The sequence below is a fragment of the Dyella ginsengisoli genome (genome assembly GCF_044904665.1).
GTDB classification, from domain to species: domain Bacteria; phylum Pseudomonadota; class Gammaproteobacteria; order Xanthomonadales; family Rhodanobacteraceae; genus Dyella_A; species Dyella_A ginsengisoli.
Genome location: NZ_JADIKM010000004.1, coordinates 1 through 26,084 on the forward strand (window position 1 = coordinate 1; position 26,084 = coordinate 26,084).

21 protein-coding genes are annotated in these 26,084 nt (G+C 67.1%); 10 read left to right on the forward strand and 11 right to left on the reverse strand.

Going from position 1 to position 26,084, the window contains the following annotated elements; all coding sequences use genetic code 11:
- Positions 1-289: 289 nt before the first annotated feature.
- The 7 genes from ISP17_RS14315 to ISP17_RS14345 are packed head-to-tail and all read right to left on the reverse strand — an operon-like array spanning position 290 to position 7,023.
- The gene (locus ISP17_RS14315) at positions 290-1,378 is read right to left on the reverse strand and encodes an SAM-dependent methyltransferase (RefSeq protein WP_404634340.1); all 1,089 of its coding nucleotides are present in this window, start codon (positions 1,376-1,378) and stop codon (positions 290-292) included.
- Positions 1,375-2,166 (reverse strand): DUF1295 domain-containing protein, encoded by a 792-nt coding sequence (locus ISP17_RS14320; protein ID WP_404634342.1) that lies wholly within the window; start codon positions 2,164-2,166, stop codon positions 1,375-1,377. The genes ISP17_RS14315 and ISP17_RS14320 overlap by 4 nt, the downstream gene beginning before the upstream one ends.
- Positions 2,156-2,707: a DUF2878 domain-containing protein gene (locus ISP17_RS14325; RefSeq protein ID WP_404634344.1), complete on the reverse strand. Its 552-nt coding sequence runs from the start codon at positions 2,705-2,707 to the stop codon at positions 2,156-2,158. Before ISP17_RS14325 ends, ISP17_RS14320 begins: the two co-directional genes overlap by 11 nt.
- 10 nt (positions 2,708-2,717) lie before the next feature.
- On the reverse strand, positions 2,718-3,986 hold the full coding sequence (locus tag ISP17_RS14330) for a class I SAM-dependent methyltransferase (RefSeq protein ID WP_404634910.1): 1,269 nt from the start codon (positions 3,984-3,986) through the stop codon (positions 2,718-2,720).
- A 36-nt stretch (positions 3,987-4,022) separates the two neighbouring features.
- Entirely contained in the window at positions 4,023-4,874 is an 852-nt protein-coding gene (locus ISP17_RS14335) for a DUF1365 domain-containing protein (protein ID WP_404634346.1), read from the reverse strand.
- Entirely contained in the window at positions 4,868-6,109 is a 1,242-nt protein-coding gene (locus ISP17_RS14340) for an NAD(P)/FAD-dependent oxidoreductase (protein WP_404634348.1), read from the reverse strand. Before ISP17_RS14340 ends, ISP17_RS14335 begins: the two co-directional genes overlap by 7 nt.
- Before the next feature lie 8 nt (positions 6,110-6,117).
- Entirely contained in the window at positions 6,118-7,023 is a 906-nt protein-coding gene (locus tag ISP17_RS14345) for an acyl-CoA desaturase (protein ID WP_404634912.1), read from the reverse strand.
- Between the two features lie 404 nt (positions 7,024-7,427).
- Here ISP17_RS14345 and ISP17_RS14350 point away from each other — a divergent pair, with 404 nt between their 5' ends.
- Positions 7,428-8,186, forward strand: a complete 759-nt coding sequence (locus ISP17_RS14350; protein ID WP_404634350.1) for a pseudouridine synthase — start codon at positions 7,428-7,430, stop codon at positions 8,184-8,186.
- A 548-nt stretch (positions 8,187-8,734) separates the two neighbouring features.
- Here the strand turns inward: ISP17_RS14350 and kbl are convergent.
- The 3 genes from kbl to tdh all read right to left on the reverse strand — a co-directional run bounded on the left by kbl (position 8,735) and on the right by tdh (position 14,868).
- Complete coding sequence (gene kbl, locus ISP17_RS14355; RefSeq protein WP_404634352.1) at positions 8,735-9,931, reverse strand: glycine C-acetyltransferase; 1,197 nt, start codon at positions 9,929-9,931, stop codon at positions 8,735-8,737.
- Positions 9,932-10,010: 79 nt separating this feature from the next.
- Positions 10,011-13,643, reverse strand: coding sequence for a DUF748 domain-containing protein (locus ISP17_RS14360; protein WP_404634354.1), 3,633 nt, complete (start codon positions 13,641-13,643; stop codon positions 10,011-10,013).
- A gap of 190 nt (positions 13,644-13,833) precedes the next feature.
- Positions 13,834-14,868 (reverse strand): L-threonine 3-dehydrogenase, encoded by a 1,035-nt coding sequence (gene tdh / locus ISP17_RS14365; protein WP_404634356.1) that lies wholly within the window; start codon positions 14,866-14,868, stop codon positions 13,834-13,836.
- 121 nt (positions 14,869-14,989) lie between these two features.
- On the opposite strand from tdh, the gene miaA reads away from it, so the two are divergent.
- From miaA to ISP17_RS14395, 6 genes are all read left to right on the forward strand, one after another.
- Positions 14,990-15,955 (forward strand): tRNA (adenosine(37)-N6)-dimethylallyltransferase MiaA, encoded by a 966-nt coding sequence (gene miaA / locus ISP17_RS14370; protein WP_404634358.1) that lies wholly within the window; start codon positions 14,990-14,992, stop codon positions 15,953-15,955.
- A 140-nt stretch (positions 15,956-16,095) separates the two neighbouring features.
- Positions 16,096-16,365, forward strand: a complete 270-nt coding sequence (gene hfq / locus ISP17_RS14375; protein ID WP_404634360.1) for an RNA chaperone Hfq — start codon at positions 16,096-16,098, stop codon at positions 16,363-16,365.
- An 87-nt stretch (positions 16,366-16,452) separates the two neighbouring features.
- Positions 16,453-17,766: a ribosome rescue GTPase HflX gene (gene hflX, locus ISP17_RS14380; RefSeq protein ID WP_404634362.1), complete on the forward strand. Its 1,314-nt coding sequence runs from the start codon at positions 16,453-16,455 to the stop codon at positions 17,764-17,766.
- Between the two features lie 165 nt (positions 17,767-17,931).
- Entirely contained in the window at positions 17,932-19,083 is a 1,152-nt protein-coding gene (gene hflK, locus ISP17_RS14385) for an FtsH protease activity modulator HflK (RefSeq protein WP_404634364.1), read from the forward strand.
- The gene (hflC, locus tag ISP17_RS14390; protein WP_404634366.1) at positions 19,080-19,946 is read left to right on the forward strand and encodes a protease modulator HflC; all 867 of its coding nucleotides are present in this window, start codon (positions 19,080-19,082) and stop codon (positions 19,944-19,946) included. Before hflK ends, hflC begins: the two co-directional genes overlap by 4 nt.
- 200 nt (positions 19,947-20,146) lie before the next feature.
- On the forward strand, positions 20,147-21,439 hold the full coding sequence (locus ISP17_RS14395) for an adenylosuccinate synthase (protein WP_404634368.1): 1,293 nt from the start codon (positions 20,147-20,149) through the stop codon (positions 21,437-21,439).
- Positions 21,440-21,591: 152 nt separating this feature from the next.
- Here the strand turns inward: ISP17_RS14395 and ISP17_RS14400 are convergent, their stop codons facing one another.
- On the reverse strand, positions 21,592-21,975 hold the full coding sequence (locus ISP17_RS14400) for a DUF302 domain-containing protein (RefSeq protein ID WP_404634370.1): 384 nt from the start codon (positions 21,973-21,975) through the stop codon (positions 21,592-21,594).
- Between the two features lie 291 nt (positions 21,976-22,266).
- Here ISP17_RS14400 and ISP17_RS14405 point away from each other — a divergent pair, with 291 nt between their 5' ends.
- The 3 genes from ISP17_RS14405 to ISP17_RS14415 all read left to right on the forward strand — a co-directional run bounded on the left by ISP17_RS14405 (position 22,267) and on the right by ISP17_RS14415 (position 26,082).
- A complete protein-coding gene (locus ISP17_RS14405; RefSeq protein ID WP_404634372.1) occupies positions 22,267-23,352 on the forward strand; it encodes a Fic family protein in 1,086 nt (361 codons plus the stop codon).
- Positions 23,353-23,458: 106 nt separating this feature from the next.
- Positions 23,459-24,940: a type I restriction-modification system subunit M gene (locus ISP17_RS14410; RefSeq protein WP_404634374.1), complete on the forward strand. Its 1,482-nt coding sequence runs from the start codon at positions 23,459-23,461 to the stop codon at positions 24,938-24,940.
- Entirely contained in the window at positions 24,937-26,082 is a 1,146-nt protein-coding gene (locus ISP17_RS14415; RefSeq protein ID WP_404634376.1) for a restriction endonuclease subunit S, read from the forward strand. Before ISP17_RS14410 ends, ISP17_RS14415 begins: the two co-directional genes overlap by 4 nt.
- Positions 26,083-26,084: the final 2 nt, after the last annotated feature.

Genomic DNA, 26,084 nt, shown 5'->3' on the forward strand with positions numbered 1-26,084 from the left:
ACGGCGAGAGCGATCCGGTGGACACGAACGACACGGATGCCGGTCGCGCCCGCAACCGTCGCACGGAGCTACAGGTTCAGCAGTAAGAACCCCCGCAGTACCCATGAAGAAGCCCGGCATCTGCCGGGCTTCTTCTTTTTTGGCTTCCGCGTAAGGCTCCGCCACGGAGGGATGAGGCTCTCCCGACGTGATTTCGGTGAGCCAGGCGAGGCAACTGGGTGTGTGTGACAACGCAAGAAAAAGCCCGGGCAAACCGGGCTTTTTTGTCATAAGGAGGGCGGCGAAAGTATCAGTCGGGACGGCGCATGAACCGGTAATGCCCCACCAGCCACTCGTCGCCGCCGTCGAAACCGAACAGCTCCGCACAGGCCATCCAGAACATGCGCCACCGCTGGTGCCAAAGATTCGCCGCCTGCTCGCCGTAGGTTCCCGCCAGCACCTGGAGAACCTCCTCGCGGTTGGCATCCTGGTTGGCCAGCCAGTGGTTGGAGGTCTTTTCGTAGTGGGTGCCTGACAGGCGCCACTGCTGCTCGATCACCATGTGCTGCTGGAAATGCATGAACGTATCGGCCGCCGGCATCAGGCCGCCGGTGAAGAAATGACGGCCCATCCAGTCGTCGTCGCGCTCTGTCTCGAACGGGTACATCAGTTCGCGGTGGCAGAAGATGTGCACGAACAGCTTGCCGCCGGGACGCAGCCATTCGGCTATGCGCTGCAGCAGGATCTGGTAGTTGCGTACGTGTTCGAACATCTCCACCGAGACGACGCGGTCGAACTGCTCCGGATCGAGCTCCAGCCGGTTGACGTCCTCCGTGATCACCCGCACGTTGAGCAGCCCGCGCTCGCGACAACGCGCCTCGATGTGCTCGCGCTGCGGGCGCGAGTTGGACACGGCGGTGATGTGCGAAGCGGGATAGCGCTCGGCCATCCACAACGTGAGCGACCCCCAGCCGCAGCCGAGCTCCAGGATCTGCTGGCCATCGGCCAGCTCCGCGCGCTCGCCGTAGAGCGAAAGCATCTTCTCCTCAGCCTGGTCGAGCGTTTCGTTGCCGATGGGGTAGTAGCAGCTGGAATACTTCAGGCGCTTGCCCAGGCAAAGCTCGAAGAAGCGTGGCGGCAACTCGTAGTGCTGGCGGTTGGCGGCATCGGTATGGATGGCCAGCGGGCTCTGGCGCAGCTGTTCGAGCTGCGCGCGGAAGCGCTGCCAGGTCGCCTCCGCGCCGCCCGCGCTCTCCTCGCGCAAGCGCTGCGCGCACAGTCGGCGGATGCCCAGCCGCAGCAGGCCGTCCGGGATCAGCCCCAGCTCGGCCAGGCGCGTGAGTCCGCGCTCCTCGGTTTGCTCGATGGCGTCGGAGTTCATGGCGAGACTGTCGGTCATGGGGTCGATCCTTGCTTTTTCGGAAACCACGGGATGAAGGAGCTGGTGCTGCGCTGGTAGTCGCGGTAATCGTCGCCGCGACTGCGCAGCGCCTGCGCCTCGGTGAACGGGATGCCGGTGAAGCGGTACAGCGACACCAGCATCAGCAGCGGCCCCAGCCACGCCAGCCAGGCCAGCGGCGAGCCCCAGGCCAGCAGCACGTAGGCGAACCAGTGCGTCCACTCGAAGAAGTAGTTTGGGTGTCGCGAATAGCGCCACAATCCGACGCGGCAGGTGCGGCCGCGGTTGGCCGGATCCTCGCGGAAGCGCGCGAGCTGGCGGTCGGCGATCGACTCGCCGTACAGGCTGCCAAGCCACACCAGTATTCCGACGATCATCAGCGCCGCCATGCCGCCGCCGGGATTCGCCGCCACGGCCAGAAAGGGCAGCGAGAAGATCGTGGTGAACAGCGCCTGCGCCTGGAAGAAGCCGAAGAACTTGGCTTGGTTATCCTGCCAGTGCTGGCGCAGGTAGCGGTAGCGGCCGTCCTCGGTGCGGATGCGGTGCAGCAGGTGCAGGAACAGCCGCAGCGCCCACAGTCCGCCGAGTACCGCCATCAGGCCACGCACGGCGGGCGATCCGCTGCCGACGGCGGCGTAGAACACCGCGCTCAGGCCCATCGTCGCGGTCCAGATCGCATCCACCAGGGTGGCGTTGCGCGTGCGGTACTGCACGGCCCAGCCCAGCGTCATGGCGGTGGCGGTGACCAGCCATACGGCGAGGATCTGCCAGCCGACGTCATGCCACATGCGCGCGACTCCCTGTCGATGACGTTGTCTGCCGGCGCTCGAAGTGCTGCGCCAGCGTGACGAGCGCCGGCATCGCGATGAGCCAGCCGAGGCCGAGTGCGATCACTGCCGCGGTGGTGCCGCGAGGAAACGCCACCGCATGCCAGCCACGCGCAGCGGCGAGATAGGCCAGCGGAGCCCCGATCGCGCCCAGCGCGGCGGCGAGCACCGGTCGACCGTGCAGAAAGCGGAAGCTGTGCCGCAGGGTGAGCGCGAATGCCGCCCAGATCGCGACGATCCACACCGGCGCCGCATGCGGTGACGGTACGGCCGAGGCGTACGCCACCAGATCGCTGGCCGCGAGCGTGGAATCCAGCGCGACGCCGATCAGCATCGCCACCGGCATCAGCCACGCATCCGCGCGTCCGTCCGGCCGGCTGAGGTACCAGGCGGCGAACGGAACCAGCGCCAGCGGCGCCAGCCACCAATAGCCGGTGGCCGCACCCCACACGGCGGCAAACCAGACCAGCTGGTAGCCGAGGGCGTTGACCCAGACCTTCATCGGCGCACCGTCAGGCCGCTGCCGAGGTGGGCAGGTCGGGCAGGAAGGAGGCGCGACGGCAGCCGGGGCGCGTCAGCAGCATCTGCACGTCGCCGATCGAGCGCTCGCGGAAACCGCCTTCGCAATAGGCGAGGTAGAACTCCCACATGCGGATGAAGCGCTCGTCGTAGCCGGCCTGCATCACCTCGCTGCGACGGCCCATGAAGCGCTCCCGCCACGCCTTGAGGGTCAGCGCGTAACTGGGGCCGATGTCCTCCAGATGGAACAGGCGCAGGTCGCTGGCCTTGCGCGCGGCGCCGAGCATGGCACTCACCGAGGGAATGAAGCTGCCCGGGAAGACATAGCGCTTGATGTAATCGACCGACTTCAGCGCCTGCTCGTAGCGGTGGTCCTCGATGGTGATGGCCTGGATCAGCGCCATGCCGTCGTCCTTCAGCAGGCGCGAGATCGCGCCGAAGTAGGTCGGCATGAACTCGGCGCCGATCGCCTCGATCATCTCGATGGACACCAGCTTGTCGTAGCGGCCGGTGAGATCGCGATAGTCGTTGAGCAGGAGCTCGATCCGATCGCCAAGCCCCGCTTCGGCCACGCGCTGAGTGGCCAGGTCGAATTGCTCGCGCGAGATGGTGGTGGTGGTGACACGGCAGCCGTAATGCCTGGCGGCGTGGATGGCGAAGCCGCCCCAGCCAGTGCCGATCTCGAGTACGTGGTCGGCGGGCGACAGGTTGAGCTTCTGGCAGATGCGATCAAGCTTGCGGGTGGAGGCGGTCTCCAGCGACTCGCTCTCGTCGGCGTAGATTGCCGAGGAGTACATCAGGTCCTTCGACAGGAACAGCCCGAACAGCTTGTTGCCCAGGTCGTAGTGCGCGGCGATGTTGCGACGGCTGCCCGAGCGCGTGTTCCGGTTGAGCGCGTGCCACGCCTTCATCGCCAGGCCGCCGAGGCGGGCGAGGCCGCTCTCCATGCCGTCGAGCAGGTCGCGGTTGCGCACCATGATGCGGATCAGCGCCACCAGATCGTCGCAGCGCCACATGCCCTCGATGTAGGCCTCGCCGGCACCCACGCTGCCGTTGGCCGCGACCAGCCGGTAGAAGCGTGGATCGAGCACGCGCAGGTGCACGCGCAGCGGCTCCTCGCCGGCGATCGGCGTGCCCAGCTCCACCGAGTCCACCGCGTCGTCCAGGGTGAGGCGGCAGCCCCTGAGCTGGCCCATCTGCGTCAGCAGGCGGCCGCGCAGCATGCGCTCCAGGCTGCCCGGCTGCGTGGCGGTGGCCGGCATCTGCTCGGCGACGGTGCTCAGTTCGATATCCATGGGTCAGTTCTCGTGATGCTTGGGATGGTCGTGAACGGGGTTGCGCTTGAGCCACAGCTTCAGCGCCTGCCAGTGGATCGCCCACACCACCTGCAGCGTCATCAGCGGGTAGCGCCACAGCACGCGGGCGAGGCCGGCGCCGTCCAGCGGGCGGCGTTCCAGCACCAGCGTGGCGTCGAAGTCGCGTCGGTCGCCGTCGAGCACGTTCATATGTACGCGCAACACGTCGCCCGGGATGCCGAAGCGCCAGTCGTAGCGACGCGCCATCGGCATGAATGGCGAGACGTGGAAGGTCTTGTCGAACGCCCACGCCGCCGCGGTGCCGTGCGTACGGCCCTCGGCCAGCGGCAGTACATAGGCGTGGCGCTCCTTCCACGGCGTGTTGGTGATCTCGGCGACGATGGTTTCCAGCGTGCGGCCGTCCGCGGCGTAGCAGTAGTAGAAGCTCACCGGGTTGAATACGTGGCCACCGTAGCGCAGGTGGGCGAGCAGGCGGATCGGGCCGGTCGGGCGCGTGCCGGTGTGCTCGGCCACGCGTCGGCGTACGGCCTCGTGCAGCGGCAGCTCGGCTGGGCCGAGGTAGTCGCTGCGGCGGAACTCGGCAAGGTTCCGCCGATCGCTCGACCACAGCCAGCGTCGTGCGAACAGCGTGGGCAGCTCGGCCAGGTCCAGATACAGCATCGCCATCCGATAGCGGAACGCGTGGGCCCGTGGTGCGTGGCGCCGGTGGCGCACCCAGCCTTCGTAGATGGCGCTCGCCAGCGGCCGGCTTTCCACGCTCGCGTCGGCGGCCGCACCCGCGCCGGTCGCGGCGGGCGTCGGTGCCAGCGGCTGGCGCAAGGCGGACGTCACCACTGCACTCCGAGCGCTTTGGTCACTTCCACCGCGCTGCGCATGCCGTCCTCGTGGAAACCCCAGCCCCAGTAGGCGCCGGCATACCAGATGCGGTCCTTGCCCTGGATCTCGCCCTTGCGCTGCTGCGCGGCCACCGAGGCGTGGCTGTACTCCGGATGCGCGTAGCGCATGCGGCGCAGGATCTTGTCCGGGTCGATGCGATCGGTGCAGTTGAGCGACACGCAGAAGGTGTCCTCGGCGTCCAGCGACTGCAGCAGGTTCATGCAGTAGGTCACCGTGCAGGCCTCGGTGGGCGAGGCCGGAATGAGCACGTTCCACGCCGACCACGCCTTGCGCCGGTTCGGCAGCAGGCGCGTGTCGGTGTGCAGCACGGTGTCGTTTTCCTGGTAGCGGATGGCGCCCAGCACCTCGCGTTCGGCCGGCGTCGGGGCGGCCAGCATCGCCAGCGCCTCATCGCTGTGGCAGGCCAGCACCACCTGGTCGTAGCGCTCGCTGCCGAGCAGGCTTACCACTTCCACGCCGTCGGCGTGGCGGTGCACTTCATGCACGGGACAGGCGATGCGCTCGGTGACGTTCCAGCGCTTGCGCAGCGCGTCGACGTAGCGGGTGGAACCGCCGCGCACCACGCGCCACTGCGGCCGACCCTCGATCTGCAACATGTGGTGGTTGGCCATGAACTGCACGAGGTAGCGCGCGGGGAAGTCGAGCACCTTGTCGCTGGGCGAGGACCACAGCGCCGAGGCCATCGGCACGATGTGGCGGTCGCGGAACATCGCGCCGTAGCGGTGCTCGCGCAGGTAGTCGCCCAGCGTCGGGCTGGCGTCGGCGGTCTGCAGCAGCGCCGGCGACTCGCGATAGAACCGCGTGAGGTCGCGCACCATGCCGTAGAAGGCCGGCGAAAGCAGGTTGCGGCGCTGGCAGAACAGCGCATCGACGGTGGTGGTGCCGTACTCGAAGCCGCTCGCCTCGTCGTGCACGGCGAAGCTCATGGTGGTGGGCTGTGAGTCCACGCCGAGCTCGGCGAACAACCGGCTCAGCAGCGGATAGTTGTCCGGGTTGAACACGATAAAACCGCTGTCTACCGCATACGGGCGGCCATTCGAGCTGACGTCGTGGGTGTGCGTGTGGCCCCCGACGTAGGCGTTGGCCTCGTACAGGTCCACCTGGTGCTGGCGCGACAGCAGCCACGCCGAGGCCATGCCAGAGATGCCGCTGCCAATGACTGCAATGCGCATGGCGAGCCTCAGCGTTCGCTGCGCTTGAGGCCGACCGGCACGGCTTTCAGCTCGCGCACCAGCCCGAACACCGCCATCGTCCGCAGGATGTAGAAGGTCAGGTCGACCTCCCACCAGCGGAAACCCTGCCGCGCCGAACCGGGAAAGTGGTGGTGGTTGTTGTGCCAGCCCTCGCCGAAGGTAAGGATCGCCAGCAGCCAGTTGTTGCGGCTGTTGTCGCGCGTCTCGAAGCGGCGGCTGCCGAAGCGGTGGGCCAGCGAGTTGATCGTCACCGTGACGTGGAACAGCACGATGGTGGAGATGAAAAAGCCCCACACCAGCAGCTGCGGCCCGCTGGTGCCCAGCTCCGGATGCGCCACGCCCAGCCAGCGGCCAAGGAAGAACAGGCCCACCGCCAGCGCCACCGGTACCAGCAGGTCGAAGCGATCGAGCAGGCGCAGTTCGGGGAATTTCACCAGGTCCGGAATCTTCGCCCAGTCGGTGCGAAAACCCGCGCGGCTGAGGAACCAGCCCATGTGGCTGTGCAGGAAGCCATGCTGCACAGGCGAATGCACGTCGGCCGGGGTGTCGGCATGGCGATGGTGGTTGCGGTGATGAGCTGCCCACCACAGCGGCCCGCGCTGCACCGCGCTGGCGCCGATCACCGCGAACGCGAACTGCACCGGGCGCGACGCCTTGAACGCGCGGTGCGAGAAGTAGCGGTGGTAAAACGCGGTGATCGCGAACATGCGCAGCGCGTACAGCCCCAGCGCCACCCAGAACGCGAACCACGAAAAACCAACCCAGATTACCGCCAGGCAGGCCAGGTGCATGCCGATGAAAGGGATGACCCGGCTCCAATCGATGTGGTCGTCGTCGTCGCCGATTTCGTCCTGTGCGCTGGTATCGAACCAGCGCACCAGGCCGGTGATCATCCGTTTGAGCATGTTCGGTTCTGCAATGCCGGTTTTCATGGGGCGCATTCGATCGTTGGATAGAGGCCTGCTGGCCGTGGCTAGACATACGTTGATCGGGGTGCCGCGGATGCAGCACCGCCGCCCTCCGGAACCGGCGGGCGACATACGCATGCGAAGGGCGGCGAGGTGGTTCCTCCGGCGCCTCCTGGGTTACTTCATGACCCGCCGGGTGGGCCGGCGCGAGGGCCGCCTTGCGGGCATGGCTCGGCGAAAGCGTGGGAGTGGTCAACCGTGGGGAAAGGTGCCTTGCGCAGCAGCGCGCCGCTGCCCTCATCGCACGCCGGGTGATTCGTGGCCGGACGGCCAAAAATCGGGCTGATCCGACGCTTGGTTTCTGCTCGCCGGCCGCCTAGGCTGCCCGGATGATCCGACCGCCCGACCGCTCTCCGACATCCCGCACCACTACTCCGCGCCACGGCCTGGCCCGCGTGTTGAGCAAGCTCGGCGTGTGCTCGCGCAGCCAGGCCGAGCAGGCGGTGCGCGCCGGACGGGTGAGCGTGGACGGCCGTCGCGTGCTCGATCCGGAACGGCCGACCGATCCGGCGCGCGAAGTGCTGCAGCTGGACGGCGCTACGGTGGGTGCCGCTGGGCGCGTCTACGTCGCCGTGAACAAGCCCCGCGGCATCGTGGTGAGCGCCGCCGACGAACGCGGTCGCGACACCGTCTACGACCTGCTCAAGGACGCCGGCCTGCCGTGGCTGGGCCCGGTGGGCCGGCTCGACCGCGCCAGCGAGGGCCTGCTGCTGCTCAGCAACGACACCGTCTGGGCCGCCGGCCTCACCGAACCGAAACATCACGTGGACAAGACCTATCACGTGCAGATCGACCGTCGCCCCGATACCGCGTTGCTCACCGCGCTGCAGGCGGGCGTAGTGGATGCCGGCGAGCGACTGGGTACGGTGGCGGTCTCCGTGCTGCGCGAGGGCGAAAAAAATGCATGGCTGGAGATCGTGCTCGACGAAGGCCGCAACCGGCACATCCGCCGCCTGCTCGCCGCGCACGAGGTGGGCGTGCTGCGGCTGATCCGCGTGGCGATCGGGCCACTGGCCCTGGGCGAACTGCCCAAGGGCCAGTGGCGGCACCTCACTCCCGACGAGGTGCGCGCGCTGCAGCGTGCATGAGCTCGCGGCGCGGAGAAGAGCGAGGCCGGCGAAGAAACCTGGTCCTCTCCCAGGAGCGATGAAGCTGTTCAGCGGGTGGAGCGCGGTCTCCCGTTCACCACGAAGCTCCCCGCTTGAGCCCTCTCCTCCGAGCCTGCTCGGGGGAGAGGGTTGGGTGAGGGGGCGCTTTGGGCTGTTGGTATTCGTCGGCGAGAGGGGAGCGCCTTCAAAGCAAAGGCCTCCCCCTCACCCCAACCCTCTCCCCCGAACGATGGAGCTGTTCGGGGGAGAGGGAGCAGAGCGCGCGCTCCCGGGCACCGCGAAGCTCCCCGCTTGAGCCCTCTCCTCCGAGCTTGCTCGGGGGAGAGGGTTGGGTGAGGGGGCGCTTTGGGCTGTTGGTTTCGTCGGCTAGCGGGGAGCGCCTTCAAAGCAAAGACCTCCCCTCACCCCAAACCCTCTCCCCCGAACGATGGAGCTGTTCGGGGGAGAGGGGGCAGGGCGCGCGCTCCCGGGCGCCACGAAGCTCCCCGCTTGAGCTTTCTCCCACAATCGAAAGAGAGGGCGTCGGGTCAGCCGATGACGCCGAGCCGCTTGCCGATGCGGGTGAACGCGGCGATCGCGCGGTCCAGGTGCTCGCGGGTGTGTGCCGCGCTCATCTGGGTGCGGATGCGTGCCTGGCCCTTGGGCACCACCGGGAAGAAGAAGCCGGTGACGTAGATGCCTTCCTCCAGCAGGCCGGCGGCCATCGCCTGCGCCTTGGGTGCGTCGTAGATCATCACCGGCACGATCGGGTGCACGCCGGGCTTGATGTCGAAGCCGGCGGCGGTCATGCGCTCGCGGAAGTAGGCGGTGTTCTCCTGCACCCTGGCGCGCAGCTCGCCGGCGCTTTCGAGCATGTCGAACACCTTGATCGCCGCGGCCACCACGTGCGGCGGCAGCGAATTGGAGAACAGGTACGGCCGCGAGCGTTGGCGCAGCAGTTCGATCACTTCCTTCGGGCCGGTGGTGAAGCCGCCCAGCGCGCCGCCGAGCGCCTTGCCCAGGGTGCCGGTGAAGATGTCGACCTTGTCCATCACGCCGCTGACCTCGGCCGCGCCGCGGCCGGTGGCGCCGAGGAAGCCGGTGCAGTGGCATTCGTCGATGTGCACCAGCGCGTCGTACTTCTCGGCCAGCGCGGTGATCTTGTCCAGCGGGGCGATGAAGCCGTCCATCGAGAACGCGCCGTCGGTGGTGATCAGCTTGATGCGCGCGCCGGCGGCGTCGGCGGCCTGCAGCTGGGCTTCCAGGTCGGCCATGTCGCAGTTGGCGTAGCGGAAGCGCCTGGCCTTGCACAGGCGGATGCCGTCGATGATCGAGGCGTGGTTGAGCGCGTCGGAGATCACCGCGTCCTCCTCGCCCAGCAGCGGCTCGTAGAGGCCGCCGTTGGCGTCGAAGCAGGCGGCGTAGAGGATGGTGTCCTCGGTGCCGAAGAACTGCGCGATCTTCGCTTCCAGCTGTTTGTGCAGGTCCTGCGTGCCGCAGATGAAGCGCACGCTGGCCATGCCGAAGCCGTGGGTGTCCAGCGCCTCCTTGGCGGCGGCGATCACCTCGGGATGATCGGCCAGGCCCAGGTAGTTGTTGGCGCAGAAGTTGAGCACCTTGCGCCCGCCCTCCAGCTCGATCTCGGCCGATTGCGGCGAGACGATGATGCGCTCGGCCTTGAACAGGCCCTGCTCGCGGATGGAGTCGAGTTCGGCGGCGTAGCGCGACTGGCCGGGGTAGCTCATGGCGGGGACCTTCTGCGTGGGCAAAACGCTATTCTCGCCCCTCGCGGCGGGGCTGGGAAGGAAGCCCCGCAAAGCCGCGCTACTGGTGCAGGCCGAAGTCCACCCGCGTGGTCTTGCCCTTGTCCTCGATGCCCTTGGCATCGAGCTGCACCGCCTTCTCGTCGTAGCGCGCCGCATCGAGCTTGCCGGCAAGCCAGGCGCGCACGGCATCGGCGCGGCGCTTGGCCAGCGCGCGCATCGCCGGTTCGTCCACCGCCACGTTGGCCTCCATCAGGCTGCGCATCTCGTCCGGTTCCAGCGATTTCTTCAAGCCGAGGAAGTTGCGCGGCTTGTTGGCGATGTCGTCGTGCTTGTAGGCGCGCTTGAGGTATTTCTCCACCTGGTCCGGCGTGACGCGCACGTCGGCCAGGGCAGCATCGGACACGTCCGCGTCCTTGCCCTTTTCGTCGAGCACCAGCTCGCGACGGATCAGGTTCTCCACGGTGACCTTGCGCAGCCCGTCGCGATCCTTGGTGGGGTCGACGCGACCGATGATGTCCAGCTTCAGCGACGGCTTCTTCTGCAGGATCCCCACAAGCTTGCCCAGCCGCTCCTGCGCCCCGGCATCGAGGATCGCCGAGCCCGGCGCAAACTCGACGTAGCCCAGGTCCGCGCCTGGCCCGCCGAAGGCCGCGCCGAGCAGGCGGAACGGCGCGGTCACCGCCTTGGCGATCAGGTTGCCCAGCGCGCGCCAGATCAGCCCGCCCACGCTGAATTGCGGATCGTCCAGCGAGCCGGATACCGGCAGGTTGACGTCGATGTTGCCTTCGGTGTCCTTCAGCAGCGCCACCGCCAGCTTGACCGGCAGGTGCTTGGCGCCGGGGCTGGTGTCGCGCTCGCCGAAGGTGAGCTGGGTGATGAAGATGTGGTTGTCCGCATCGAGCTTGCGCTGGTCGAGCCGATAGTGGACGTCCATGTTGAGCTTGCCGGCGGTGATCGGGTAGCCGGCGTAGCGGTTGGAGTAGGCGGCGAGCCGGGTCAGCTCCACCTGGTCGGCCTTGCCCTTGATGTCCAGGAACGCCACCGGCTGCAGCGGGTTGATGCTGCCGCTGATGTCCACCGGTGAGTTGTCGTCCAGCGCAGCCTGCACCGTCACGTCCGCCGGAGGGGCGCCCGGCGTGGTGCCGAAGGCGCCGATCTTGCCGGTGAGCCGGGTGAGGTTGGCGGTGTAGTTGGGCTTGATGAAGTTGTCGGTGTAGTTGAGCTGGCCGTTCACCAGGGTGATGCCGCCCAGGCGGATGTCGGCGGCCGGTGCGGGCGTTTGCGCCACGGCGCCGGGCTGCGGCGCGGGCGCGCTGGCGACGGGCTCCGGTGCGCCTGCGCCGCCCTCGGCGCGCGTCACCGACACCGGCGCGGAGCTCGGCGAGGCGACCACGTCGGACAGGTTCAGCTTGCCGTCCGCGTTGATGATCATGCGGGCGTAGAACGAGGTCAGCACCAGCGCGCCGATGTGCACGCGCGGCGCGCCGATGCCCACTGCTGCATCCAGCGTCGAGGCCGTGAGCGTGCGCCAGCGCAGGAAGTCGTCACCGCTGAGCTTGTCCTGCACGCGCACGCGTTCCAGCGCGGCGTTGCCCCGATAGCGCACGATCGGCGCGCTGCCGCGTGCGTCGTAATGCAGGGTGCCGTCGCTGCTGAGGTGCGCGCTGGCGATGGTCACGTTCAAGGGCACGCTGAGGTAGGGCACGAAGCGCGCGATGTCCAGACGGCGCGTGGCCAGCTTCAGGTCTGCGCCCAGCGGGATCGGACGCAGCGTGCCGTCGGCGGTGAAATTGCCGCGGTCGATCGTGCCCTGCAGCGCAAAGGGACGCGCCTGGTCGAGCTTCTCGCTGAGCTGGTCGAGATGGCCCCTCAACCCGGTGAGGCGCACCGTGATCGGCCGTGGGCCGGCGGCCAGGTCGGTGAAGTCCACCGACGAATCGTCCAGCGTGAGCTTGGCGAGACTCCAGTGCCAGGGCGCCTCGGCAGCGGCGGCCGTCGTTTGCGCGGCGGGCGCTTCCGGCAGCAGCTCCAGCAGGCTGAGGGTGCCGTTGCGCTGCCGCTGCAGGTCCATGCCGAGCTGGTGCACGTTGACGTCGCCCAGCTGCGCCCGTCGGCTGGCCAGGTCGAGCAGGGGAATCGCCGCGTCCAGCCGGCTCCAGGCCAACGCCGGGCCGCGCCCTTCGGCCTGCGGGGCCAGCGCGAAGTCGGTGACCGACGCGTGCGCATCGGTCAGGTGGACGTTGATCGTCTTGCCCCAGTCCAGTTGCAGCTGGCCGGCGGCATCCAGCGCGCCCCGGGTCACCGGTGCGCGCAGCGTCGGCGCGGCGACGGCCTGCAGCGGGGCCACGGGCACCTGCTTCAGGCCGAGCGCGACCTTCATCCGGCTGGCGGCCAGTTCCAGCGAGCCCTTGGCCGCGATGCTGCCGCCGCCGAGGCCGGCCATCAGGTTCAGTGCGCAGACCGGTGCCGGCAGCAGGCTGACGCCGTGCAGCGCACCGCGCAGCTTGGTGAGATCCAGCGTCTGCCCGCCCGCGCTGGCGTAGTGCACTGCGCTGTCGCCCAGGAACAGCGCATCGATGCGCAGGTCGGTGGGAGTGCTGCCTTTGGCCGGCGCCGGCCCGCCAGTGAGTGCGTCGAAGTTGCTGTGGCCGTCCGCGCGCTGGATGTAGCTGAGCCGCGCCCGGTCCAGCATCACCGTGCCGAGGTGATAGCGCGACACCAGCGGCTGCACGTCGGTGAGCTGCGCGCCGGCATGTCCCAGGCCGAGAATCGGCGAGCCGCGCGGCGTGGCCAGCGCGAAGTCGTCCAGCTGCAGGTGGCCGGTGAGCTGCAGTTGCGGGGTGGGTTGGCTCTGCACGAAGTGCAGGTCCAGCACGCCACTGAGCAGCCCTTTGGGAATGGAGACGGGCAGGGCGGTCGGCACGTAGGCGAGGTAGCGCGGCAGGTCCAGCCGATCGAACTGGAAGTGCATGATCGATTCGCGCGAATCTGCAAACGGCTTGGTATGCCCCTCGATGCGCAGCGGGCTGCCGTCCACCCGCATGGCCAGCAGCGGCTGCACGAAGATGTCGGTGTCGCTGGGCAGGTTGGCCAGGAACGGGATGCCCACATCCAGCTGCTCGACGTGGTGGCTGGCCTTGGTCAGCGCGTCGTCGAAGCGGATGTCGCCGCCCTGCACGCGGATGTTGGCCAGCGCGAAGCGCGCCGGTGGAGCTTTCGGATCGGTTGGTTTGGCGGCGTAGCGGTCGATCAGGTCGGAGAAGTTGAAGCGGCCGTCCGCCGCGCGCGCCAGATGCAGCTGCGGACGCTGCAGGCGCAGCGCGTCGAGCACCGGCGCCATGCGGAACAGCGAGGTCCACGAGGCGTTGATCACCGCCGTGTCCACGTCGACGAAGGCGGTGCCGGCGTCGCGGCCGCCCACGTGCAGATGGTCGAGCTCCAGCCGCAGGGTGAACGGATTGAAGTGCACCGCCTGCAGCGTCACCGGCCGCGACAACGCCGCGCTGGCGCGTTTCTCGATCTGCCCGCGCAGGATCGGTGGCGCGGCGAAGAAGCCCAGCAGGGCGAACACCGCCAGCACGACGGCGGCGATCAGCAGGCCGCGGCGAACGCGATGGGATTGGCTCAGCGTGCGGGCGCGGGACAGGGCGCGGGCCGCACGGGGATCTTCCAGAAAACGACGAACGCGCATGGCCTGCACTCCCTGAACGTCGCGATCCGGCGTGCCGTGACGGAGCAAGCCGGTGGTGGAATCCGTGGCCCCTGCGGATCGGTGGCAGTGTACGAAGAAGCCACGTCGGCGCACAGGCGCCGGCGTGGCTGGGTGGAGCGAATGGATCGTTCGAACGTGTGGCCGGGGCGCCGGCCTCAGCCGGACGTCCTCAGCTCCAGCTGCAGACCACCTTGCCGCAGGTGCCCGCGTCCATCAGGTCGAAGCCGCGCTGGAAGTCGTCGATGGCGATCTGGTGGGTGAGCACCTTCTGCAGCGGGAAGCCGGTGAGCACCATCTGCGTCATCTTGTACCAGGTCTCGTACATCTTGCGGCCGTAGATGCCCTGCAGGGTGAGGCCCTTGAAAATCACCTTGTCCCAGTCGATGCCGGCGCCGCGCGGCATGATGCCGAGCATGGCCACTTTGCCGCCGTGGTACATCACCTCGAGCATGTCGTTGAAGGCGCGCGGGTTGCCGCTCATCTCCAGGCCCACGTCGAAGCCCTGGATGTGCAGGTCCTTCACCACGTCGCGCAGCGACTGGTTGGCCACGTTCACCACGCGGGTGGCGCCCATGTCGGCGGCGAGCTTCAGGCGGTAGTCGTTGACGTCGGTGACCACCACGTTGCGCGCGCCCACGTGCTTGGCGATGCCGGCGGCGATGATGCCGATCGGGCCGGCGCCGGTGATCAGCACGTCCTCGCCGATCAGGTCGAACTCCAGCGCGCAGTGCGCGGCGTTGCCGTACGGGTCGAAGAACGCGGCCAGCTCGGAGGGGATCTGGTCCGGGATCGGCCACAGGTTGGAGGCCGGCATGGTCATGTATTCCGCGAACGCGCCGTTGCGGTTCACGCCGATGCCCACCGTGTTCGGGCACAGGTGCTGGCGGCCGGCGCGGCAGTTGCGGCAGTGACCGCAGACGATGTGGCCCTCGGCCGAGACGCGGTCGCCGATGCTGTAACCGGTGACGCCCGGGCCCATCTCCACGATACGGCCGACGAACTCGTGGCCGATGGTCAGGCCGGGCTTGATCGTGCGCTGGCTCCACTCGTCCCACTTGTAGATGTGCAGGTCGGTGCCGCAGATCGCGGTCTTCTCCAGCTTGATCAGCACCTCGTTCGGGCCTACCTCGGGCACCGGCACTTCTTCCATCCAGATGCCGGGCTCGGCGTGGCGCTTGACCAGGGCTTTCATCGTCTGAGGCATGGGGAAACCTGCTGTCTGGCCCGCAGGGCGGGCGGGGGAAAACGCAATTATAGGGTGACGCCGCCGACGCGTTCCTGCGGCACTGCGGCAGCGGCGGGTGCCGCGCCGATACACTGGCGCAATGCACCGCCACGACACCCGACCGCTCGCGATCTTCCTGATGGGCCCCACCGCCTCGGGCAAGACCGCGCTCGCCTGCACGCTGGCCGAGCGATTCCCGATCGAGCTGGTCAGCGTGGATTCGGCGCTGGTCTATCGCGGGCTGGACATCGGCAGCGCCAAGCCGGACGCGGCCACGCTGGCGCGCCATCCGCATGCGTTGATCGACATCCGCGACCCGGCCGAACCGTACTCGGCCGCCGACTTCCGCGCCGACGCGCTGACCGCGATGCGCGCGATCACCGCGCGCGGGCACGTGCCGCTGCTGGTCGGCGGCACCGGGCTGTATTTCCGCGCGCTGCAGCAGGGCCTGTCGGCGTTGCCGGAAGCCCACGCCGAGCTGCGCGCGCAGATCAGCGCCGAGGCGGCCGAGATCGGCTGGCCGCAGCTGCACGCCCGGCTGACCGGGCAGGACCCGGTCGCGGCCACGCGGATCGGCCCGAACGACGCCCAGCGCATCCAGCGCGCGCTGGAGGTGATCGCGCTCACCGGCCGGCCACTGTCGGAACTGCAGGGCAGCCAGGTGCGCGAGCCGTTCCCGTGGCGGGTGCTCAAGCTGGCCCTGCTGCCGGCCGACCGGGCGCCGCTGCATGCGCGCATCGCCGAGCGCTTCGACGCCATGCTGGCGGCCGGTTTCCTCGACGAGGTGCGCGCGCTGAAGGCCCGCGGCGACCTGCACGCCGACCTGCCGGCGATCCGCGCCGTGGGCTACCGCCAGGCCTGGCAGCACCTGGAGGGCGCCTTCGACGCGGCCGAGCTGCGCAACCGCGGCATCTTCGCTACCCGCCAGCTGGCCAAGCGCCAGATCACCTGGCTGCGCAGCGAGCTGGACGCCCGGGCGCTCGACCCGGAGCGCGCCGACCTCGCCGGACGGGCCGTCGATGCGCTCGAGCTGTTCCTCGGGCCGGCCGCCGGCAGACCGGGGTGATGGCCGCCGCGCTGCCGTCGGGGCGGCCGTCAAGCGGCTTTCGCGCTTGATTTAAAAGCGGTTAAGATCGAGCGGACTTGGTTCGGAGCGGGCGCGCTTCTTTGTCCGGACCGCAGCTTTGACGGGGGAGTATCAGAACAATGTCCAAAGGACAGTCCTTGCAAGATCCATTTCTCAACGCACTACGCCGGGAGCGCATCCCGGTATCGATCTACCTGGTCAACGGCATCAAGCTGCAGGGGACGGTGGAGTCGTTCGACCAGTTCGTGGTGCTGCTGCGCAACCAGGTCAGCCAGATGGTCTACAAGCACGCCATCTCCACCGTGGTGCCCAGCCGCAACGTGCGCGTCGGCAACGGCCACGACGGTCCCGGCGAAACCTCGGCCACGCCGGCCGAAACCGAAGCCTGATTCCGCCCCGCGCGGGCGCGCCCCGGCTTGATCGCAGCGGGCAAGCCCCCATGACTGGGGTTTGCCCGGCAGGACATCCCCGCACCCGTGTTTGACAGACAGAAAAAAGGCGACCGCGCGCTCCTCGTGCTTCCGCATTCGCGCGGCGAGGGCGACGCCGTGCGTCGCGGCGAGGAATTCGCCGAGCTGGTGAAATCCGCCGGGGCCGAGATCCTCGGCGCCATCCCCGCCCGCGTCGAGGCGCCCAACCCGCGCTTCTACATCGGTACCGGCAAGGCCGACGAGGTCGCCGAGATGGCGCGTGCGGTCGAGGCCGACGTGGTGCTGGTCGACCACCTGCTCACCCCCGTGCAGGAGCGCAACCTGGAAAAGCACCTGGGCGTGCGCGTGGTCGATCGCGCCGGCTTGATCCTGGACATCTTCGCCCAGCGCGCCCGCTCGCACGAAGGCAAGCTGGAAGTGGAGCTGGCCCAGCTCAAGCACATCGCCACCCGGCTGGTGCGCGGCTGGACCCACCTGGACGCCCAGCGCGGCGGTGCCATCGGCAACCGCGGCCCGGGCGAAACCCAGCTGGAGACCGACCGCCGCCTGCTCGGCGAGCGCGTGAAGCAGCTCACCAAGCGGCTGGAAAAAGTGCAGACCCAGCGCGGCCAGCAGCGCCGTGCGCGCCTGCGCAATACCGTGCCGCGGGTGGCCCTGGTGGGCTACACCAACGCCGGCAAGTCCACGCTGTTCAATGCGCTGACCACCGGCGGCGTGTACGCCGCCAACCAGCTGTTCGCCACGCTCGATCCCACCGTGCGCAAGATCGACGACCTCAGCTGCGGCCCGGCGGTGATCTCCGACACCGTGGGTTTCATCCGCGACCTGCCGCATGACCTGGTGGCCGCCTTCCGCGGCACCCTCGCCGAAGCGCGCGACGCCGACCTGCTGCTGCACGTGTGCGACGCCGCCGACGAAGACCGCGAGCGCCTGCGCCAGGTGGTCGACGGCGTGCTGGAGGAGATCGACGCCGGTGACCTGCCGCAGTTGCAGGTGATGAACAAGATCGACCTCGCCGGCACCGAGCCGCGCATCGTGCGCGATGGCGAGGGGCGGCCCACCCAGGTGTGGCTGTCCGCCGCCACCGGGGCGGGGCTGGAACTGCTGCGTGAGGCGCTGGGCGAACTGCTCGGCGGCGAGCGGCTGCAGTCCGCGCTCAGCCTGCCGCTGTCCGCCGGCCGGCTGCACGCCCGGCTCAAGGCGGCCGGCGCCATCGTCGGCGAGCGGGTCGACGAGGACGGCTGGCACCTGGACATCGACGCCCCGCGCAGCGTGATCGCCCCGCTCAGCGGCGGCGTGGATGCCGACGCCGTGCTGCTGCGCGACCTGCTCGAACGCACCGCGCTGCCGGTCGAGTGACCGGCAGCGCCGCGGTGCCTCTGGTAAACTCCCGCCCGTTTGTGCCCTCGGCTGGCGCGGGGCGTTCCCTGCGATTCCTGCACGCGAAGCACGTCATGACCCAACCCGTCACACCTGTGTTCCGGCTGCTGTTGCCGGCCTCCCAGCGGCCCCAAGGAGACTGACATGGCCTGGAACGAACCCGGCGACAACGGACAGCGCAATCCCTGGGGCAAGAAAAGCCCCGGCGGCGGCAAGGCGCCCAATCTCGACCAGCTGCTGAAGAACGTGCGCAACCGCCTGGGCCGCCTCGGCGGCGGCAGTGGCGGCATCGTCACCATCGTGCTGGCGCTGCTCATCGCGTGGATGCTGCTGAGCAGCTACACCATCATCAACACCAGCCAGAACGGCGTGGTGCTGCGGTTGGGCCAATACTCCCGCACGCTGGGCCCGGGCTTCCACTTCAAGCTGCCGGCGCCGATCGAAACCGTGTCCAAGGTCGAGACCACGCGCGTGCGCGCCATGGTCGACCAGGTGCGCATGCTCACCAGCGACGAGAACATCATCGCGGTGAACTTCAACGTGCAGTACCAGGTGTCGGACGCGCGCAAGTACCTGTTCTCCACCAACGATCCGGACGACACCCTCAAGCAGGCCGCCGAGGCGGCGGTGCGCTCGGTGGTCGGCGCCCATTCGATGGACGACATCCTCACCAGCCCGGGCGAGGACGTGGTCGCCGCGGCCGTCCCGGCCGGCGCGGCCTCCAGCATTGCCAAGCCGGCACCGGCGCCGGTGGCCAGCAAGGCCAGCGGCGACCAGGATCGCGTCACCCTGCAGCAGCAGACCCGCGAAGCGCTGCAGCGCACGCTGGACGGCTACGACGCCGGCCTCGTCGTCACCGACGTGAGCTTCCAGAACGTGTCGCCGCCGGACGAGGTGAAGGCCGCCTTCGACGACGTCAACGCCGCCCGCGAAGACAAGCAGAGCGCCGTCAACAAGGCCTACGCCTACGCCAACCAGGTGATTCCGCAGGCCACCGGCGAAGCCTCGCGCATCCTGGCCAAGGCCGCCGGCGACAAGGCCGAGCGCGTGGCCCGCGCCACCGGCGACGCCGAGCGCTTCAATCTGCTGCTCACCGAATACAAGGCCGCTCCCGCCGTGACCCGCCAGCGCCTGTGGCTGGAAACCATGGAAGAGGTGATGGCGCGCAACACCAAGGTGGTCGACGGCTCCGACGGCCGCAACATCATCAACCTGCCGGGCGCCGCACCCAGCGCGCCGGTGAGCGCGGGGGTGTCCGTCACCGGTGACGCCAACGGCCAGGAGAAGCAGCCATGAAGATCTCCGCCATCGTCGCCGTCGTCGTGGTCGCGCTGCTCGGGCTGAGCAGCATGTACATCGTGAGCGAGGGGCAGACCGCGCTGCTGCTGCAGTTCGGCCGCATCGTGCGCACCAGCGACCAGCCGGGCCTGCACTTCAAGCTGCCGCTGGTGCAGCAGGTGATGCGTTTCGACAACCGCATCCTCACCATGGACGCCCAGCCGGAGCGCTACTTCACCTCCGAGAAGAAGAGCGTCAACGTCGACTTCTACGTGAAGTGGCGCATCGCCGACAACGCGGATTTCTACCGCGCCACCGGCGGCGATCCGCTGCAGGCCGCCCAGCGGTTGAGCCCGATCGTGAAGAACGCGCTGCGCTTCGAGTTCAACGGCCGCACCCTGCAGGAGCTGATCACCGGCGGGCGCAAGGACATCACCGACCGCGTGCGCGAGCAGACCGACGCCGCCGCGCGCAAGAACCTCGGCATCCAGGTGGTGGACGTGCGCATCAAGCGCATCGACCTGCCCGACGAGGTGAGCGACTCGGTCTACAAGCGCATGAAGGCCGAGCGCCTGCAGCTGGCCAACGAGCTGCGCTACACCGGCGAGCAGATGGCCACCACCATCACCGCCGACGCCGACCGCCAGGGCCAGGTGCTGCGTGCCAACGCCGAGCGCGACGCGGCCAAGACCCGCGGCGAGGGTGATGCCCAGGCCGCGCTGATCTACGCCCAGGCCTACGGCCAGGATCCGGAGTTCTTCGCGTTCTACCGCTCCATGGAGGCGTATCGTCACGCCTTCGGCGACGGCAAGAGCACGCTCATCGTCAAGCCGGACGATCCGTTCCTGCAGTATTTCCAGAGCAGCGCCGGAAAGCGCTGAGACACGTTCGCGACACACCGGCGGGCCGACCGATTCGGCTCGCACCTATTGGCTCCGGCCCACGGGCTTGAGGGTGCGTCGCGCGCGGGCGTGATGCGGATTCCACGGACGAAACCCGCCAGCGCCACCGCAACACCGGCAATACCAACGCGTTACCTCCCGCCCCGCCGATCGGGGCGCCACACGAGAGCGAAACCATCATGGGCAAGTCAGTAGTCATTCTTGGAGCCCAGTGGGGCGACGAAGGCAAAGGCAAGATCGTCGACCTGCTGACCGAACGCGTGGGCGCCGTCGCGCGCTTCCAGGGCGGCCACAACGCCGGCCACACGCTGGTGATCAAGGGCAAGAAGACCGTGTTGCACCTGATCCCCTCGGGCATCCTGCGCGACGACGCGCTGTGCCTGATCGGCAACGGCGTGGTGCTCTCGCCCGCCGCGCTCAAGCACGAGATTGAGGAGCTGGAGGCCAACGGCGTCAACGTGCGCCCGCGCCTGAAGATCAGCCCCGCCACGCCGCTGATCATGCCGTACCACATCGCCGTGGATAAGGCGCGCGAGATCGCCGCCGGCAAGAGCGCCATCGGCACCACCGGCCGCGGCATCGGCCCGGCCTACGAAGACAAGGTCGCCCGCCGCTCCATCCGCGTGGCCGACCTGATGTACCCGCACGAGCTGCCGGCCAAGATCAAGGCCGCCGTGGACTACCACAACTTCATCCTCACCCAGTGGCTCAAGGCCGAGCCGGTGGACTACCAGACCGTGCTGGACGAAGCGCTGACCTACAGCGAGTTCATCCGCCCGATGGTCGACGACGTCGCCACCATCCTGCACGACGTGCGCAAGGCCGGCGGCAACATCCTGTTCGAAGGCGCGCAGGGCGCGCTGCTGGATATCGACCACGGCACCTACCCGTACGTCACCTCCAGCAACACCACCGTGGGCGGCGCGCTCGCCGGCACCGGCGTGGGCGCAGGCGACATCGACTACGTGCTGGGCATCTGCAAGGCCTACGCCACGCGCGTCGGCGGCGGCCCGTTCCCCACCGAGCTCAACGACGAGATGGGCGAGCGCCTGCGCAAGGTCGGCAACGAGTTCGGCGCCAGCACCGGCCGCCCGCGCCGCTGCGGCTGGATCGACCTCGTCGCGCTCAAGCGCGCCGTGCAGATCAACGGCATCAACGGCCTGGCCATCACCAAGCTCGACGTGCTCGACGGCCTGCCCAGCATCAAGGTGTGCATCGCTTACGAATACCGCGGCAAGCGCCGCGAGCTGGCCCCGCTCGACGCCGACGGTTGGGACGAGTGCAAGCCGGTGTACCTGGAGTTCCCCGGCTGGGAAGAGTCCACCGCCGGCATCCGCGAGTGGGACAAGCTGCCGCCCGCCGCCCGCGCCTACCTGCGCTCGCTGGAAGAACTCTCCGGCTGCCGCATCGCCCTCGTCGCCACCGGCGCCGACCGCGATGACACCATCATCCTGGACGACCCGTTCGCCTGAGTGGTGGGTAAGTCGTGACACGAAAAAGCCCCGCACCGCGGGGCTTTTTTTTATTCCTTCTCCGCGTTTCTCCCTCTCCCCGCCGGGGAGAGGGCCGGGGAGAGGGCCGGGTGCTCGCGGGAAACTCTACCAAGCCAAACACCGATAACGACTCAAACCGCCTCGTCGATGATCGCCTTCATCGTCGCCTCCACCCCGCGCGCCGCCTCGGCAATGCGTGCATCGCTGGAGATCAGAGAAAGCTGGTCGGTCGGCGGCACCATACCGATCCACGTCGCGCCGTTCTCCTCGTACACCGACACCCGGCAAGGCAGCGCCATGTTCAGCGTCATGTCCATCGCCAGCACCTCCGACGCCTGCTTCGGATTGCACACCTCCATCACGATGCAGCCGTTGGCCAGCGCAAACCCCTTGTCCGCCAGCGTCTGCTTGAAGTCGTAGGTGTGCAGCACGCCAAACCCGTGCGCCTTCACCGCCGCCTGCATGGCCTCGAACGCCTGCGCGATCGGTTTGGATGTCTGCTTCTTGTAGATCATGGTCGCGTCTCCTTGGGGGATAAGTCGCCGACTACCGTGCGCATTGGCCAGTATGGAGTTCGTCAACGTGGCGCTGAGGTGAGCGGCCCGTTCCGGTGTCTTTGTGGCTTTGCCGATTGGAAGACGATTGCCGCCAAAGCGGCAACAAGCGGGCGGGAAGCCCGGATTGTTGGGCGCTGAATTCGTCCTCATGGTTGCCAATATGCATAGAAAATCGAAATTTCTATACATGTTGCTTTCCATGTGTATAGATATGTCCGGTTTCCTTGCGCATTGCCACGGATGAACGCCATGCCTCCCATCGCTCCCCTTGAGCAGCTGCAGCCCGAGCGCTTCGAAACGCCCGCCATTCTCAAGCCGCTCAACGCCGCCAGCCGAAAGCTGGCCGAGCTGAAGGGGGTGGCTGCATCCATCCCGCACCAAGGCATCCTCATCAATACGCTTGGCCTGCAGGAAGCAAAGGACAGCTCCGCCATCGAGAACATCGTCACCACCCATGACGAGCTGTTCCGTGAGGAGGCCTTTCCCGAGGGCGTCAATAGTCCAGCCACCAAGGAGGTAGCGCGCTACCGCCAGGCGTTGCGGGTGGGGTTCGAGGCAGTTCGCGATTCGGGCCTGCTTACCAGCAACCACATTCTCACCATCCAGCAGCAGTTGGAGCACAACCGCGCCGGCTTTCGCAAAGTGCCCGGTACGTCCCTCAAGGACGGTGCAGGGCAGGTGGTCTACACGCCGCCGTCGCCGGAGCAGATACCGGACCTCATGGGCGATCTGCAGCGCTTCATTAACGATGACGGCCTCTTTGCCGCCGATCCGCTGATCAAGATGGCTCTGATCCATCATCAATTCGAGAGCATCCACCCCTTCTATGACGGCAACGGCCGCACCGGCCGCATCGTCAACGTGCTCTATCTGGTGAAAGAGGGGCTGCTCGACATCCCCGTGCTCTACCTCAGCCGTCACATCGTCCAGACCAAGGCCGAGTACTACCGACTGCTGCAGGCTGTGCGCGACGACGACGCATGGGAAGACTGGGTGCTGTACATGCTCACGGCAGTGGAGCAGACCGCCAGCGACGGCATCGCCACGATCCAGGCGATCAAGGCACTGCTGCTGGACATGAAGCATCGCATCCGCGAGCGCTACCGCTTCTACAGCCAGGACCTGATCAACAACCTGTTCAACCACCCGTATACCAAGATCGATTTCATCCGGCGTGACCTCAAGGTCTCCCGGCTCACCGCCACGCGATACCTCGACGAACTGGCGGAGGGCGGCTTCGTGCACAAGCAGAAGGTCGGGCGCTCCAACTACTACATCAACCTTCCGCTGTACCGGATTCTCACCGGCGCCGCGCCGCCGGAACGTCATGGCTGATAACCGCTATTGAGCCGTGCCCTCGCGCGCCGGACACTACGCGCTTGCGCCCTCGGCACCTCAATTCACCAAGGCGGCGATGACGCCGCCAACAGCACGGAAAAGCATGATCACAGGCACCATCAAATCCCAGGTTGACCAGATCTGGAACGCGTTCTGGAGCGGCGGCATCTCCAACCCCATGGAGGTCATCGAGCAGATGACCTACCTGCTTTTCATCAAGCGGTTGGACGAGCTGCACACGGTGCGCGAGAAAAAGGCCAATCGCCTCAAGCAGCCGATCGAGAACCCCATCTTCAACCGCAAGCAGCAGAAGCTGCGCTGGTCGCACTTCAAGGATCTGGGCGACCCGGGCCTGCTGTATCACATCGTCTCGGAGGAGGTGTTCCCCTTCATCAAGAAGCTGGGCGGGCATGAGGGTGACTCCACCTATGCCACCCACATGAAGGATGCACGCTTCACCATTCCGCAGCCGCTGCTGGTGAAGGTGGTGGACATGCTCGACGCCATCCCCATGGAGGATCGCGACACCAAGGGCGACCTCTACGAGTACATGCTCGGCAAGATCGCCAGCGCCGGACAGAATGGCCAGTTCCGCACGCCGCGCCACATCATCAAGCTGATGGTGGAGATGATGGCGCCCAAGCCCAGCGACGTGATCTGCGATCCGGCCTGCGGCACGGCGGGCTTCCTGGTGGCAGCGGCCGAGTACCTCGACCAGCATCACCGCGACCAAATCTACGCCGACAAGAAGGCGCTGAAGCGCTTCAACCACGACACCTTCCACGGCTTCGACTTCGACAGCACCATGCTGCGCGTCGGCTCCATGAACATGCTGCTGCATGGCGTGGAAGACCCGGCCATCGAAAACCGCGATTCCCTGAGCGAGAACCATGCCGGTGTCGAAGACCAGTTCACCCTGATCCTGGCCAACCCGCCGTTCGCCGGCAGCCTCGACTACGAGAGCACGGCCAAGGATTTGCAGGCCATCGTCAAGACCAAGAAGACCGAGCTGCTGTTCGTGGCGCTGTTCCTGCGTCTGCTGAAAGCCGGCGGCCGCGCGGCGGTGATCGTGCCGGACGGCGTGCTGTTCGGCTCCTCCAAAGCGCACAAGACGCTGCGCCGCCTGCTGGTGGAGGAGCACAAGCTGGACGGCATCGTCTCCATGCCCTCGGGCGTGTTCCGCCCCTACGCCGGTGTGTCCACCGCGATTCTTCTATTTACCAAGACCAACTCCGGCGGTACCGACCAGGTGTGGTTCTACGACATGCAGGCCGACGGCTACTCACTGGACGACAAGCGCAACCCGCTGGACCCGACCAAGCACGAAACCAACAACCTGCCGGACATCCTCACCCGCTGGCAGCATCGGGACAAGGAAGCCAAGCGCGCCCGCACCGAGCAGAGCTTCCTGGTACCCACGGCCGAGATCGCCGCCAACGACTACGACCTGTCAATCAATCGCTATAAGCAGGTGGTGTACGAGGAAGTGCAGCACGCCTCGCCGCAGGTGATCCTGGCCGAGCTTAAGGCGCTGGAGGCGGAGATCATGCGAGGAATGAATGAGTTGGAAGGGATGCTCAAGTGACCCATCCAGCAGCACGCCTTGGTGATCTGGCTGAAGTTACGAGCGGCTTTGCTTTCAAATCGGAGCAATTCAACACGGAGGAGAAGGGCCTTCCGCTGGTTCGGATTCGCGACGTGGTTGATGGAGTGTCGGACACGTACTACTCGGGCGAATACAGCGCCGAGCACCTCGTTGCGGATGGCGATGCCTTGATAGGCATGGATGGTCAGTTCAACCTTGCATGCTGGCGCGGAGGGGCAGCCTTACTTAATCAGCGAGTATGCAGAGTGAAGGCTGTCAATAGTCGTCTTGATCAGTCTTATCTTCTTCACTTTCTTCCTGCAGCCTTGAAAGAGATTGAGGATAGAACTCCGTTCGTGACGGTAAAGCACCTTTCGGTCAAAGCATTGCGAGAGATAGAAGTTCCACTGCCACCTCTAGCGGAGCAACGCCGCATCGCGGCGATTCTGGACAAGGTCGACGCACTACGCGCCAATCGCCGCGAAGCCATCGCCAAGCTCGATCAGCTGCTGCATTCCGTGTTTCTGGACATGTTCGGCGATCCCGCAACCAATCCGATGGGCTGGCCTGTCGGGGTGATTGGTGATCTTTTGGATTCTGTGAAATATGGCTCGTCCGAAAAGGCTGTCTTAGAGGGCGAGGTGCCAATTCTCAGGATGAACAACATAACGTACTCGGGCGAGATGGACTTGAGAGACCTCAAGTACATAAGCGCCTCGAGCGCGGATGAAAAGTATTTGGTCCGACCAGGCGATATTCTTTTCAACCGTACCAACAGTAAGGAGTTGGTCGGAAAGACCGCTGTGTACGATGGGCCGACACCTATGGCTTACGCGGGGTATCTGGTTCGTGGGCGCGCGAAGAGTGGGCAGTCTCCGTATTACATCTCCGGTTTCATGAACTCTCTCTACGGAAAGACAATGCTGCAAGGGATGTGCAAGAGCATCGTAGGGATGGCCAACATAAACGCTCAAGAATTCAAAGCCATCGCTATCGCGCTGCCTCCTGCTCGGGTGCAGAAAGAGTACGAATCAAAAATTCGAAGCATCAAAGCGCAGAGGGACCAACATCGGAGCCAATCCGTCAAACTGGATGCTCTCTTTTCTTCGCTGCAACAGCAGGCTTTTGCAGGGACGCTCTAACC